General features: G+C 35.9%; 13 protein-coding genes. 2 read left to right on the forward strand and 11 right to left on the reverse strand.

Annotation, left to right across the window (positions count from 1 at the left end):
- Nucleotides 1-48 precede the first annotated feature (48 nt).
- The 7 genes from grpE to gpr all read right to left on the reverse strand — a co-directional run bounded on the left by grpE (nucleotide 49) and on the right by gpr (nucleotide 7,940).
- Nucleotides 49-639, reverse strand: coding sequence for a nucleotide exchange factor GrpE (gene grpE / locus J2Z26_RS12570; protein ID WP_193535504.1), 591 nt, complete (start codon nucleotides 637-639; stop codon nucleotides 49-51).
- 109 nt (nucleotides 640-748) lie between these two features.
- Nucleotides 749-1,780, reverse strand: coding sequence for a heat-inducible transcriptional repressor HrcA (hrcA, locus tag J2Z26_RS12575; protein WP_193535505.1), 1,032 nt, complete (start codon nucleotides 1,778-1,780; stop codon nucleotides 749-751).
- Nucleotides 1,781-1,864: 84 nt separating this feature from the next.
- A complete protein-coding gene (gene hemW / locus J2Z26_RS12580; RefSeq protein ID WP_193536079.1) occupies nucleotides 1,865-3,007 on the reverse strand; it encodes a radical SAM family heme chaperone HemW in 1,143 nt (380 codons plus the stop codon).
- Between the two features lie 88 nt (nucleotides 3,008-3,095).
- Nucleotides 3,096-4,922 (reverse strand): translation elongation factor 4, encoded by a 1,827-nt coding sequence (lepA, locus tag J2Z26_RS12585; protein ID WP_193535506.1) that lies wholly within the window; start codon nucleotides 4,920-4,922, stop codon nucleotides 3,096-3,098.
- A gap of 144 nt (nucleotides 4,923-5,066) precedes the next feature.
- A complete protein-coding gene (locus J2Z26_RS12590) occupies nucleotides 5,067-5,423 on the reverse strand; it encodes a YqxA family protein (RefSeq protein ID WP_193535507.1) in 357 nt (118 codons plus the stop codon).
- A 29-nt stretch (nucleotides 5,424-5,452) separates the two neighbouring features.
- The gene (spoIIP, locus tag J2Z26_RS12595; protein ID WP_193535508.1) at nucleotides 5,453-6,664 is read right to left on the reverse strand and encodes a stage II sporulation protein P; all 1,212 of its coding nucleotides are present in this window, start codon (nucleotides 6,662-6,664) and stop codon (nucleotides 5,453-5,455) included.
- 145 nt (nucleotides 6,665-6,809) lie between these two features.
- The gene (gpr, locus tag J2Z26_RS12600; RefSeq protein WP_193535509.1) at nucleotides 6,810-7,940 is read right to left on the reverse strand and encodes a GPR endopeptidase; all 1,131 of its coding nucleotides are present in this window, start codon (nucleotides 7,938-7,940) and stop codon (nucleotides 6,810-6,812) included.
- Nucleotides 7,941-8,238: 298 nt separating this feature from the next.
- Here gpr and rpsT point away from each other — a divergent pair, with 298 nt between their 5' ends.
- The gene (gene rpsT, locus J2Z26_RS12605) at nucleotides 8,239-8,505 is read left to right on the forward strand and encodes a 30S ribosomal protein S20 (RefSeq protein WP_193535510.1); all 267 of its coding nucleotides are present in this window, start codon (nucleotides 8,239-8,241) and stop codon (nucleotides 8,503-8,505) included.
- A gap of 83 nt (nucleotides 8,506-8,588) precedes the next feature.
- Here the strand turns inward: rpsT and holA are convergent, their stop codons facing one another.
- Nucleotides 8,589-9,605 carry a DNA polymerase III subunit delta gene (gene holA, locus J2Z26_RS12610; RefSeq protein WP_193535511.1) on the reverse strand — a complete coding sequence of 339 codons (1,017 nt, stop codon included), beginning with the start codon at nucleotides 9,603-9,605 and terminating at the stop codon, nucleotides 8,589-8,591.
- Between the two features lie 310 nt (nucleotides 9,606-9,915).
- On the opposite strand from holA, the gene J2Z26_RS12615 reads away from it, so the two are divergent.
- A complete protein-coding gene (locus J2Z26_RS12615) occupies nucleotides 9,916-10,050 on the forward strand; it encodes a YqzM family protein (RefSeq protein WP_193469768.1) in 135 nt (44 codons plus the stop codon).
- A gap of 51 nt (nucleotides 10,051-10,101) precedes the next feature.
- Here J2Z26_RS12615 and J2Z26_RS12620 read toward each other — a convergent pair whose 3' ends face one another.
- The 3 genes from J2Z26_RS12620 to J2Z26_RS12630 form a co-directional block, all read right to left on the reverse strand.
- Nucleotides 10,102-12,441: a DNA internalization-related competence protein ComEC/Rec2 gene (locus tag J2Z26_RS12620; protein WP_193535512.1), complete on the reverse strand. Its 2,340-nt coding sequence runs from the start codon at nucleotides 12,439-12,441 to the stop codon at nucleotides 10,102-10,104.
- Nucleotides 12,438-13,010, reverse strand: coding sequence for a ComE operon protein 2 (locus J2Z26_RS12625; protein WP_193535513.1), 573 nt, complete (start codon nucleotides 13,008-13,010; stop codon nucleotides 12,438-12,440). Before J2Z26_RS12625 ends, J2Z26_RS12620 begins: the two co-directional genes overlap by 4 nt.
- 64 nt (nucleotides 13,011-13,074) lie before the next feature.
- Complete coding sequence (locus J2Z26_RS12630) at nucleotides 13,075-13,707, reverse strand: helix-hairpin-helix domain-containing protein (RefSeq protein ID WP_193535514.1); 633 nt, start codon at nucleotides 13,705-13,707, stop codon at nucleotides 13,075-13,077.
- Nucleotides 13,708-13,748 lie beyond the last annotated feature (41 nt).

The following is a 13,748-nucleotide window of genomic DNA, read 5'->3' on the forward strand; positions in this document are numbered from 1 at the left end:
TGATTACCTCCTATTTAAGAAAAAAGTTTAATACGTTATGTAAACCTATTATTGATTAACCTTGACCATTGATGGACGAATCACTCGATCCTTCAATTTATAGCCCTTTTGGAATTGTTCAATAACTACTCCAGATTCATATTCTGAATCCTCAACTTGCATTACAGCCTGGTGTAATTGCGGATCAAATTGCTGTCCAACAGCATCAATGATTTCAACACCTTCATTCTTCAAGGCTTCGATTAAGCCACGGTAAACCATATCCATACCTTGCAGAAGGGTTTTCGTTTTTTCATCTTCAGCATCTATTTTCATTGCTCTTTCGAAGTTATCAATTGAAGATAACATATCTGAGATTAGGCTTTGTGCACGATATTTCTGAGCTGCCTCTTGATCTAAGCGAACTCGACGCTTATAATTCTCAAAATCAGCCTGCACTCGATATAATTTATTTTCATACTCTTGAACTTTTTGTTCAAGGTCAGCGATTTTTTCATTGGCTTTCGTAAGCTCATCTTGTTCTTCATTATTTACAATAGTTTCATTTGAGGTTTCAGTTGATTCCATTGTAGTATCCTGGGTTGTATTCATTTCTTCTTGGTTTGTTACTTCTTCTTTAATTGTATTTTCGTTAGCCAATTATTTCACCTCCCTTAAAAGTTTTAATAGGTATTATAGTGATGTCCAAATTAGTAGATTATGTAGTTGTGAGGGAGAGTCCCCTACTCCCTTACAAATATAGCCACTGTTATTCATTTTGATACAGTTTTGTTAAGACATTTGACAAATCAGTACTCAAGAGGCTTAGCAAACTTACAACACGTGAATATTCCATTCGTGTTGGGCCGAGTATGGCAATTGAACCTAATTGTTCAGTTCCGACAGTATAGGTTGCAGTAATTAAACTACAGTTCTCCATTGCACTAACTCTATTTTCTCTGCCGATTTTTATACTTATACCTGTTTGATTTGTTCGTAATAGCTCATAAAACTCTTTTTCCTGTTCAATCATCGTTAATAAAGAACGTATCTTTTTAATGTCGTTGAATTCAGGCTGACTTAACATATTTGTCTTGCCACCAAAATAAACTCTCTCAGATGTTTGTAGATTAAATGTACCTGTCAACACATTCAATAAGCTGTCATAGTTATTAATATGAGATTTGAGTATGGTTGCTACCTCTTTGTAAATTTTATCGTTTAACTCAATGAGAGGAACACCAGTAAGACGCTCATTTAGAATGTTCACCATTTTTTCTATTTCACTAGGATTAATTGAACCTGGGAATGTGATGGTACGATTTTCTACATGACCTGTATCTGTAACGATGATTGCCACTGCGGTATCTCGATTAATAGGAATGATTTGCAGTTTTTTCACTCGATTCTCATTCACTTCTGGGCCAAGAACAATCGAAGTATAGCTTGTTAAGTCTGATAAAATTTGAGCAGACTTCTGTACCACTTTTTCCAACTCATAAATTCGTTCAGCAAAAATCGATTTTATTTCTTCTTTATCTTGTTTCGATACACTTTGCGGTGACAATAGATGATCTACATAATAACGGTAACCCTTCTCTGAAGGTACCCTTCCAGATGAACTATGAGTCTTCTCGATAAATCCTAACTCTTCTAGGTCAGCCATCTCATTACGAATTGTCGCAGAGCTAAAAGAGATCCCGTCTTTTTTCGACAATGATCTTGAACCTACTGGTTGGGCAGATTGTATAAAATCATCTATTATCACCTGAAGGATTAATAGCTGACGATCTGTTAACAAGGAACATCACCTCTGTTAGCACTCTTTATAAGTGAGTGCTAATTCTAATAATAAGTTACCAAATACATACCACGATGTCAACGATTAGATTACACCTATAAATGCTTGAAATACTTCATTTCCGAGTAGCTTTCCAACTCTAGTTAAACGTAGCATTTCTTCTGTCTCTTCTAGTAAACCCTTATCCTTTTGTTCAGAAATTTGATGCCCGAAAATAGAATGGATACTTTTTCCATATTTCTTTTCAAACTTGTTTTTAGATATCCCTGCTGTTTTTCTTAACCCAAGAAAAAGCTCTTCTTCCATCTTTTCACTAACACTAACTTGATGGGTTTCGAGATAAGGAAAACCGGATTCCTCTATAAGAGACATGTATTTTTTTAATGGTCCTGCGTTTGCTACTCTTTGTCCATCTATATAACTATGGGCACCAGCACCAATGCCATAATATTCATCATTATTCCAGTAGGTAAGATTATGCTGACTCTCAAACCCTCTTTTTGAAAAGTTACTAATTTCATATTGAGCGTAACCGTGTTTTTCCATCTCATCCATTAATAACTCATACATTTCAGCCTCATTCTCTTGGCTAGGTAGTGTTAACCGTCCTTTTTGCATCAAGTTATAAAATACGGTCTTCGGTTCAATAATTAGTGAATAAGCAGAAAAATGATTCACCTCTAACCCAAAGGCTATTTCGAGTGTATGATAGAAACTTTCAATTGTTTGCCCAGGCAATGCGTAAATTAAATCCAGACTAATATTTTTAAACCCAACCTCTTTAGCTAATTCAATCGAACGAAGAACATCTTTATGTCGATGAGTTCTCCCAATCTTCTTCAGAAGTTCATCATCAAAAGTTTGTACTCCAAAACTAAGCCGATTAACACCAAAATCTTTTAATAATTGCAGCTTTTCCTTTGATAAGTCTCCCGGGTTTGCTTCAAATGTATATTCAATTGCATCATTTACAGGTTTTAGATGCGTATGGATGCTTTTTAAAAATAATTCCATTTGCTTCATATCTAGAACAGTGGGTGTTCCGCCACCTACAAAGATTGTATTCAGCCCAGTTGTAGGATGGGTCTCTAGAGTATTTTTCATTTCTATTGCCATTGATTGAAGGTACTCTTCGACAGGTTGTCCCTTTAGAAAAACCTTATTAAAATCACAATAATGACAAATTTGTTCACAAAATGGAATGTGTAAATAGGCTGCTTGTGCCACAATATCACTACTTTCTATTACCCTTTTTGAACACTCATTATTAACACAAATACCGCAGAAATTCTGCGGTACTTGTTTAAACAAACTTTTATTTTGAATCGTCCATTTTTAGTACCGCCATAAATGCTTCCTGAGGTACTTCTACTGAACCTACTTGTTTCATACGTTTTTTACCTTCTTTTTGCTTATCAAGTAGTTTACGTTTACGAGAAATATCTCCACCATAACATTTAGCTAATACGTTTTTACGCATTGCTTTAATGGTTGAACGAGCAATAATCTTTTGTCCAACAGCAGCTTGAATTGGCACTTCGAATTGTTGACGAGGAATTAAATCTTTGAGTTTTTCAACAATGATTTTCCCACGTTCATATGCAGAATCACGGTGAACAATGAATGATAAAGCATCCACTTTTTCAGCATTCAATAAAATATCCATCTTCACAAGTTTTGACTCCTTATATCCAATTAGTTCATAGTCAAAGGAAGCATAACCCTTTGTACTAGATTTTAATTGATCAAAGAAATCGTACACTATTTCAGCTAATGGAATTTCGTAAACAATTCTCACTCGGTTTTCATCAAGATATTGCATATCAATAAAGTTACCACGTTTCCCTTGACACAATTCCATAACAGCACCAACATAATCATTTGGTACCATCATTGTTGCTTTTACATATGGTTCTTCAACACGATCAATTTTTTGCGGATCAGGCATATTATTAGGATTGTCGACTCTTAAATCCGAACCATCTGTTAAAAATACATTATATATTACACTTGGTGCAGTTGTAATTAAGTCAATCTTGAATTCACGTTCAATACGCTCCTGAATGATTTCCATGTGAAGTAGACCTAGGAAGCCACATCGGAAACCAAACCCTAATGCCTGGGATGTTTCAGGTTCAAACTGAAGAGCAGCATCATTTAATTCTAGTTTTTCAAGTGCTTCTCTTAAATCATTATATTTGGCTGTGTCGATAGGATATAGGCCGCAGAATACCATTGGATTCAACTTGCGGTAACCCGGAAGTGCTTCTGTTGCGCCATTTTTTGCATTTGTTATTGTATCACCAACACGCGTATCTCCAACATTCTTAATCGATGCAGTAAGGAATCCTACGTCTCCAACAGTAAGTTCCTTCAACATTGTAGCCTTCGGAGTAAATACACCGACCTCTGCCACTTCGAATTCTTTTCCTGTTGCCATCATTCTAATTTTATCGCCGACCTTTACAGTTCCTTCGACGACACGGATATAGGCAACAACCCCACGATATGCATCGTAAAGAGAATCAAAGATTAGCGCCTTTAATGGTCCTCCCGGATCCCCTTGTGGGGCAGGAACTTTTTGGACAACCTGCTCTAGAATTTCTTCAATTCCGATCCCCGCTTTTGCAGAAGTTAAGACTGCTTCTGACGCATCTAACCCAATTACATCCTCAATTTCTTGTCTTACACGTTCCGGATCAGCACTTGGTAAGTCAATTTTATTAATGATTGGTAAAATTTCTAAGTCATTATCTAATGCCAAATAAACGTTTGCTAACGTCTGTGCCTCAATTCCTTGTGCAGCATCAACAACAAGGACTGCCCCTTCACATGCTGCAAGACTTCTTGAAACCTCATATGTGAAGTCTACGTGGCCTGGTGTATCGATTAAATGGAATATATACTCTTCTCCGTCCTTAGCTTTATACTTCAGCTGAACAGCATTTAGCTTAATGGTGATTCCTCTTTCACGTTCAAGGTCCATTGAATCTAACAACTGATCTTTCATCTCACGTTGAGTAAGAGCGGATGTTTTTTCTAATATCCGATCTGCCAGTGTAGACTTTCCATGATCTATGTGGGCAATAATTGAAAAGTTTCTTATCTTAGTTTGTCGTTTTAGTCTATCTTCTCTGTTCATTCTATTCACTCCTACTATTCTAAGGCGAGCTATCTTAGAAAAAAACCTAAAATATCATGACATAAATTATATCAATAGATACCCTATTATTCAATTACAAGAAAAAAAAGAGAACCTCATTCATTCTCTAGGCTCTCTACTCTATTATATTTTTTCTAGAACTCCACTTATAACACTAGACAGAATAAGGAAAATTTTCTCGAAAACTAACCCTACACCTTCTGCTAACTTCTTTCCTAAAGTGGAAAAGAAGTTAAAGGCTCCTGATTGTTCTAATTTTCTCTGCTTTTCATCAATATCATGACTTGTTACCTTTCTACCCAACACCGAGGCTTCAACCGCCCCTGTCTCATCATCAGAAAAGTGAAATGCTCCCTGAAGAGAAGGGTCATTATGACCCCTCATTTTCTTCATACCATCATTAGCCTGTTGCATTCCTAGTAAGACTCCGAATAAAAGAATTGTTGTAATAAAAAAACACTTCATCATGAATTTAATCATTGAAATTACCCCTCAGGTTAGGTTTATTACTATTGTTTATTCTTCGCTTCGTCTGTTGAAGCATTGACTTTTTCAGCCTGCCAATAGTGTTCTGCCAGTACCTCTGCAAATGCTTTTGCCGTTCTTCTAAGTTCATCAAAGTTATTATCGACTCCGCCAAATTCTACTAACATTGCATTCGCTGATAGTTCTTGATTGTAACGTCCGTTAAAGCCACTTCCACCTTGTTTTAAAATCCCTCGACTTAAACCTGGATACTTGCTTTTTAATTGATTATGCAATTCTGTTGCTAGCTTTAAGTTCTTTTCAAAGTTAGCATTATCATCACCAATGACAAAAGCAATTTTCGCATAATTGTTACCATTTATTGTAACCGTCGTATCTTCTCTACGATTCGCATCACGATGAATATCAATAAAGTAGTTTAAATGACTATTACTAGCCATAGCACTCTTAACAATTTGACCTGATGCTTTATAGGATTGGCTCCACTTAAAACCATTTTCCTTTAGGTATACAGGCATATTCGTTGTGTTTACTTCTGAACCTATTCCTAATGTTTTTAACTCTTCACCCAGCATTTCTCCAACTTTTGTTACATTTACCTTAGAGTGAGTTGCATTATTGGCATTATTTGTATCAACACCTTTTAAGTGCGGAAAATAGGATTCATAAGAGTGAGTATGATAGATAAATGCTACCTTTTTATCCCCTGTCGTTAATGTAGGTGGAGGAACCGGCTTTTCTTGGGTTGGCTTGTCCAATTGTCCTAAATTCTGAGTAGCCGCCTCACGTTCAGCAAGTAAAACCTCTAATGGAGGAGCTGACTCAATCGGCATGTTTGTATAATTTGTTCCCTCGCCAGCAACAAGAATTTCACCGTCGAAGAAGGAGAAACCAGGAAGTTCTCTCCCTAGGAGACTTCTCGGATCATTTGTGTCAATGCTTGTTGTTGCCTGGAACAGGACCGAGGAATAGTTAGGCTGGACACTATTCTCTGGTAACCCTTGTGTAAAATAGCGATTCTCGTAGCCCAATAAATGTATTAACGATTCGCCAGATATATGTGTTGCAATTCCATTAATAGAAGAAGATGCTATGCGGTATTGTGGTTTTAATGATGTCAAAATACCTGAAAGTAAAAACATCATCATTAATCCTATAATTAGTAGTACAATTCCTTTTTTGATGCTTGTCCCATGAACTGTTACCATTAATCCGTGTGCTCTAGTATTTCTCATCGTATCTTCCCTCCATAGCTTGTCTACTAGGAGGGTATGATAGAGTTTGGATTAATAGAACAACATTTTAAAAACTAGACTCCCTAAACTATGTTGTTAATTTTCGTTACAGGACAATCAACACTGCTCTTTACATAGCTCAAAACTAATGGGTGTAAGCTCCGTAGTTGTCATCGTTTACTTGGTTGTGGAGAGCTTCGTTTAGGCCACCCGCTATGACATTGGCCATATCTTCTATGAACACATCTACTTCTTTAGGGGTTACCATGAGGTTATGACCTAATGGTGAAAGAACTTCATGGATGAGTCTTCTTTTTTCATCATCTTCTAAACCACCAATGATACCCATAAAGGTTTTTCGATCCTCTTCAGCCGGGAGGTCCTCATCTGTTAAGGTCCTTTTTTCACCAAAAGACAGTCCAGCAGGAGTTAACGCCCTTGAAGGTCTTCCACCTTCTCTCATTTCTCTACCAAAATGCTTTAAGATAAAATCAATAGTGTCGCTAGTAATACTAACAGCATCGACTACAGTAGGGATTCCAATTGCAATTACAGGAATGCCTAATGTTTCTTGACTAAGTTCTTTTCTCTTATTACCAACACCAGAACCCGGATGTATGCCCGTATCAGAAATCTGAATGGTAGAATTGACACGTTCAATCGACCTTGAAGCAAGTGCATCAATAGCAATAACAAAATCAGGCTTGGATTTCTCTATAACTCCGTGAATAATGTCACTTGTTTCAATTCCGGTTAGTCCCATTACTCCAGGGGCAATTGCACTAACAGACCTAAAACCTTCTTGTACATTTTCTGGTTGAAGACTGAATAAGTGCCTTGTAACTAGTAAATTTTCAACTGCAATTGGTCCAAGCGCATCCGGTGTTACATTCCAGTTACCTAATCCCACAACAAGACAACTTGCGTCTTCTTTAATAGATAAGTTTTTCATAAACTGACTAAACTCTTTGGCAAAGACCTTTTGAACTTTCTCTTGTAACTCTGTATCCTGTTGACGAATACCCTGTACCTCTAAAGTTAAGTAGTTACCTTTTTTCTTACCTATTGATTTTGCGCCATCTTCAGTTATTTCTACAGAGGAAATTTTAATGCCATTATCTTCTCGTTCTTTGATGATTACACCCTCAATATCTGTAGAAACGGTTTGTTTAGAAGCTTCTTTAGATTTGTTTCTTTCTTCAACCGCCATTTCACGAGCTTCTACTGCCAAATCGGTACGAACCGAATACATACTAAGATCTAATGATTCTCCCACTTCCATTACCTCCTAAATAAAAACAAATGATAGTTTGATGGTAAGTTTTGATATAACATGCATATTTTCCCTATTATTATCCACTTATTTATTATCATTACCTTTTGCAGTGTCATTCATTCATGAATAGGTGAAAAGTCAAATCCTAAGAATTGTATTGCAATCTTTACTATGGTTTGATAGAATATCATTTGTTCAATCAGAATTTCTTTGTGGAATTTTGACCCTAAAAATGAGTATGATTGTAACTGAAAGATCGAGATCATATAACCTCGATACGTCTAGGAGGTGAAAGTACATGGCAAACATTAAATCTGCGATTAAACGTGCAAAAACTAGTGAAGAGCGTCGCGCTCACAACGCTACAATCAAATCTGCAATGCGTACTGCTGTTAAGAGCTTCGAAGCAACTGTTACTAACAACGATGCTGAAAATGCAAAAGCAGCTTACTTAGAAGCAGCTAAAAAACTTGATAAAGCAGCTCGTAAAGGACTTATTCATAAAAACGTTGCTAGCCGCCAAAAATCACGCTTAGCAAAAAAATTGAATGAAGTTACTGCTTAATTACTTTAAGGTATTTGTTTGAGGTCTCTTGAACGGATACCTTTTATTTTTTACAAAACAAAAAAAGCGGCAATGCCGCTTTTTTAATTGTTTAATTTCATGAGGAATAATTCAACTGCAAGTTTCTTGTCTATTTTTCCATTTTTTATTTCGTAATCCATTTCTGCCAAATGATTAACCAAACCCATGAGATGTTCATTGCTAAAAAGGTTTGATTGTCCTGCTGCTAACTTCACTCTATAAGGATGAACTTTAAGCATGCCAGCAATTTGCTGCTGACCATAACCCTGTCGTACCAACTCTTTAACCTGATAAATCATCCGGAATTGAGTTGCCAACAAAGAAAGAATTTTAATAGGTTCCTCATTATTTTTTAGTAAATCATAAAAAATCCGAAATGCCTCTTCTAATTTCCTATGTACTGCTTTATCTATCAATTCAAATATATTTTGTTCAAGCGTCCTTGCCACGAGGAGGTTCACTGTTTCTTGTGTAATATCACCCTCTGGGCCTACATACAAAGAAAGTTTATCTATTTCTTTTGAAATTAGCATTAAATTCGGGCCTGTCAATTGCATGAGTAGTTTTGCAGCATGGTCTTCAAATGTAACTTGAAACATTGCTGCTCGGTTACCAATCCATTTTATTAGATCTTTTTCCTCTAATGCATTAACCTCTAAAACCTCTGCATGTTGTTTTAGTAACTTTGTTATCTTTTTCCGCTCATCAAGTTTTTCATAAGGTGCTATAAAAACAATAACTGAATATGGTGCAGGTTGAAGTATATATTTTTCTAATCTTTCAAGAGAATGTTCAACTTTTTCTTTGCCCTTTTCAGCAGTTAAAAAGTAGGGTTTTTTTAACACAATCATTCTTTTTTCTCCCATAAAGGGTAAGGTTTCGGCATCTTCTAACGCTACTTCAATTGGGGTTTCTTCTAAGTCATAGATGGCATAGTTGAAATCTTTTTCATGTTCTTCCAATAATTCACTTGTTAGCATTTCTTTCAATTCGTTTATTAAAAACGTTTCAGTTCCATAAAATAAATACATTGAACTGATTTGCTTATTTTTTATTTTTTTCCTTATTACTTCAGTCATAATCGCTCTCCCATACAACTTCCTAACATATAGTTACTCTTATCGTAATGGGAAAAATATGTTTTATCAAGCATTCTAAAAAATAAGTAAGGGGATTTGCCATTATGACAATCCCCTATATCTATGTTGAACGCTAACATCCAAGCCCTAGGTTACTTAGAAGTTAACGAGAATATCTTGTTTTTATCTTCTCCTTAAAAAATTGAACTATTTGTGTCAAGTGTTGTCAGGTAAGGAAATCAAATAAAGAGGATGTAGATTTTTTTATTATTTTAACGTATACTATATGGTGAAATAGGAGGGGTACAAAGTGAACCAATTCGAAAAAGAAGTTCAAAGTAAACGTAATGACTTAATTGATTCAGGTATTGGGTTTATTGTTTCTTTTGGATTTTTCGCAACATTATTCATTATCGCAACAGCAATTAAGCTTATCGGTTCTTAAGTCGACAGGTACATACTGTCACTACCAGAGACTGCAACTGCAGTCTCTTTTTCAGTTTGGTTTAAGTATAGTTTTATTGTATGGAAGAACCCACCTAAAGGTTCCGCTCCTGCCTCTAAATTTATATTGAATCGCTCCGTGTTGATCAGTTCTTAGAATTATACTTTCCTTTTCTAGCAACCGATTCAACACATCAATATTTGGATGATTATACCTATTGTTCACACCTGCTGAAATAATTGATATTTTAGGTTTAATATGCTCTAAGAACTCCTCACTGGTTGATGAATTGCTACCGTGATGTCCGACTTTGAGCACATCAACTGGAAGTGAGCGGAAGGTAGCAATAAGCTTATTCTCTCCAACTTTCCCTAAATCTCCTGTAAATAGCCATTTAAGCCCTCCCATTTCTGAATAAATAACGATTGAACGGTCATTTGATGTTTGTTCATCACCATACGGAGCTAACACATAAAAAGTATAGTCACCGCTTTTCCAAAAGTCTCCTGTTGCAACCTCTGATATCGGTATACCCATTTCATAAGCTTTCTTGACTAATTGCTGCTCAAATTCTTTTTCAATAGGCCCAGCTCCAAAAATTAACTCCTCCACGGGTATTTCTTGAATAAGCAGTTCTGCATTACCAATATGATCTAAGTCACCGTGTGTAATAATTAGTTTGTCTATCTTTCTAATCCCAACCGATTTTAAATAGGGGAGTAGAATATCTTTTCCTGTATCAAACGTCCTGCGTTTTTTTTTCCATTCTTCAGTCTCAAAGTGCAGTGTTTTGGGACCAGTATCAATTAAATAAGTACCCTTATTAAAGGGTAGTTCAATTAGAATACTATCTCCTTGTCCAATATCTATATACGTAATTTTACCGTAGGGGTTAAGCAGCTTTTCATTCAAATCTACTACACTTAGGGTAACGATTAAGATAATAGAGACAACGATTAGTTTTCGATTTGACCGTTCCCACATTTTGAAAATAGTTATTATCAATATAAAATAACCCACCAAAAAGAATATATGTGGCTTACCTACAGTTAATGATAGTAAATTAACCTCGGCTCCATATAATGCAAATTTGTTTAAAATGTTTAGGATCATTTTTAGCAGAAACATAAAGGAATGGCCGATTGGCTCGTACAATATATGTAGAAGTAAGGATAAAATCGATAGCGGCAGGATTATCACTGAGTAGACGGGAACAAATAGGAGGTTATAAGGGATACTGAGAAGTGAAACCTCATAAAAATAAAAAATAATAATTGGAAAAGAAAAGAGCTGGGCAATTACTGTCACTGTAAGAGTTTGGATAAGGGGATTGCTTGCTCTAAGAATAATGGTCTTTGAAGATAAAATTAGCCCCAAGCTAACAATGAAGGATAATTGAAAACCAACTTCAAAAACAAGATATGGATTGATTAATACCATAAAAAAACACGCTATTCCTATGGAATCTATAGGATAAATCTTTTTCCATCTTATACAGCTAAGCAAAATCATTAGCATGAGCGCGGCTCTAATAACAGATGGAGCAGCTCCAGCAACGATTGTATAGATTGGAAGCAAACATAATAAAGTATGTGTGACCGATTCTCTTGTAAACCCCATTCTAATAACAATGTAGAAAATAGCACCTGTGAGTAAGCCCACATGCAAACCAGATATAGCCAATAAGTGAACCAACCCCAATGACTGGTAAGACGTAATTACCTCATCATCGATATACCCTCTTTCTCCGTAAATTAAGGCTTGTGCAATTCCGATGGTATCTTTAGGAAAGTGTTTCTCAATGTAGTTAATTCCTTGTTCTCTAATTAACAAAAGTCTTTCATAAGGAGTAGGTGCCTGCTGGGTACAATTTTGAAGAGAGAGTGAAGTGGGGCTGAATATCCAGTGAATTTTTTTGTAGTAAAGATATTTCTTGTAGTCAAATGAATTAAAATTTCTTGCCTTGTTTGGTAGTAATAACTGACCTTCAAATCTACAAATCATTCCTACTTTTAAGGAAGTTAGTTCATTTTTTTCATTTTTTGTTTGAATTGTGTACCTTAAATTAACACGTTCATTCCCTATCTTTGCCACCGTGGATAAGGTTCTACCATTCAGGTCGGGTGCAGTTGCAATTTTGAAGGTTAAATTAGTTTCTGAGCCAGTCAACTTAGTTGAATTATACTCGTCATAAAGTTCAAAATAAATGGTGAAGAAAACAATACAAACACTGGCAGCAATTACAACTATTTTCGGACCTCTTGAATGCAAATATACAAAATAAAGTAATATGGATAAACCTACAAGAGGATGATAAGACAAATGGGCGAGTATAATACCGAAAATAGCTGCGATCGCTATAAAAAGATAGTTGCCAGAAAGTCTCTTCATAGATTCGGGGGAGCGAATAACTTCTTACCTGTTGCTTCTAACTCGGCAACTTGCTTTTTATCAAGGTCACTATCATGCAGCAACTGTAAAAGCTCACCAACGTATTGCTGCTTTTCCTTAGAATGTATTTCAATCACCATTTCTTTAAGCTCTACTTGTTCTACCTTAACACCTGCTTGGTTGAATAATTCAATTGCATATGGATGGTTTTTGTAATCTTTTGCATAATAAACTACCTTTATCCCACTCTGAATAATGGCTTTGCAACATTGTAGACAAGGGAAATGAGTCACATAAATTTCTGCACCGGTTGTTGGTACTCCAAATTTTGCACACTGTAGTAGTGCATTAACTTCTGCATGTATTGTTCGGACACAATGATTGTCAATAACATAACAACCTTCATCGATACAGTGGGTGCTTCCAGTAATTGAACCATTATATCCCCCCGCAATGATTCGCTTGTCTCTAACAATGGTCGCACCTACAGTCAAACGAGTACAAGTACTTCTCATTGCAAGTAAATGGCTTTGTGCCATAAAGTATTGGTCCCATGATATTCTTTCCATTAATATCTTCCCCCTTTGCGAGCTTATTAAAAAGTCTATCGAAAAATGTTGTACCTTGCAATTTTTATTTTAAGGTAATTTTGTCTCGAAATTTTTCTAAGGTTTTAGGGCCTATCCCAGTTATTGATAGAATCTCATCAATAGTTGCAAAGCCGCCATTCTGTTCTCGGTATTCAATAATTGCAGCTGCCTTAGATGGTCCGATTCCAGGTAAGGTTTGTAGCTCTTCTATTGTTGCTTTATTTATTGAGATCAGATCGTCATTCTTTTTTGAAGATCCAGTTAGTGTCTCATTTGGTTCATTAATCTCTTCCCCTACTTTAGGTACATAGATAACCATTTCATCAACGAGCAGTTCAGCGAGATTTACATTGTTAACCTCCGCCTCAGGATTCACCCCTCCAGCCAGTTCTAAAGCATCCTTGACTCGACTACCATTTTTTAATTCATACACTCCAGGTCTAACAACAGCCCCCTTTACATCGACATATACCGTAGACAACTCTATTTTTTCTACAGGTGGGTCAACTGCTTCATTCCTTGAAGCTAATTCACCTTTCCTTAGTAAGGCTTCATTCATTATTAATTCGTTACTACTATCGTTACTAGGCGGAGTAAAATAGTAAAGTGAACTAACCACTAATAAACCTAACCCTATAATCATAAAATACTTGTATTTAATTATAATTTCTTTCATCTAACTAACTCCTTTTTACTAAGTAATAAAAATAAAACAAC

It is taken from the genome of Cytobacillus luteolus, assembly GCF_017873715.1.
Taxonomy (GTDB): domain Bacteria; phylum Bacillota; class Bacilli; order Bacillales; family Bacillaceae_L; genus Bacillus_BV; species Bacillus_BV luteola.

Excerpts from the sequence above, each read along its gene's own strand:
- holA (WP_193535511.1), bottom strand. The coding sequence starts at position 9,605 with ATGACTGAAGTAATAAGGAAAAAAATAAAAAATAAGCAAATCAGTTCA.
- J2Z26_RS12630 (WP_193535514.1), bottom strand. The coding sequence starts at position 13,707 with ATGAAAGAAATTATAATTAAATACAAGTATTTTATGATTATAGGGTTA.
- rpsT (WP_193535510.1), top strand. The coding sequence starts at position 8,239 with ATGGCAAACATTAAATCTGCGATTAAACGTGCAAAAACTAGTGAAGAG.
- J2Z26_RS12625 (WP_193535513.1), bottom strand. The coding sequence starts at position 13,010 with ATGGAAAGAATATCATGGGACCAATACTTTATGGCACAAAGCCATTTA.
- lepA (WP_193535506.1), bottom strand. The coding sequence starts at position 4,922 with ATGAACAGAGAAGATAGACTAAAACGACAAACTAAGATAAGAAACTTT.
- spoIIP (WP_193535508.1), bottom strand. The coding sequence starts at position 6,664 with ATGAGAAATACTAGAGCACACGGATTAATGGTAACAGTTCATGGGACA.
- J2Z26_RS12590 (WP_193535507.1), bottom strand. The coding sequence starts at position 5,423 with ATGATTAAATTCATGATGAAGTGTTTTTTTATTACAACAATTCTTTTA.
- J2Z26_RS12620 (WP_193535512.1), bottom strand. The coding sequence starts at position 12,441 with ATGAAGAGACTTTCTGGCAACTATCTTTTTATAGCGATCGCAGCTATT.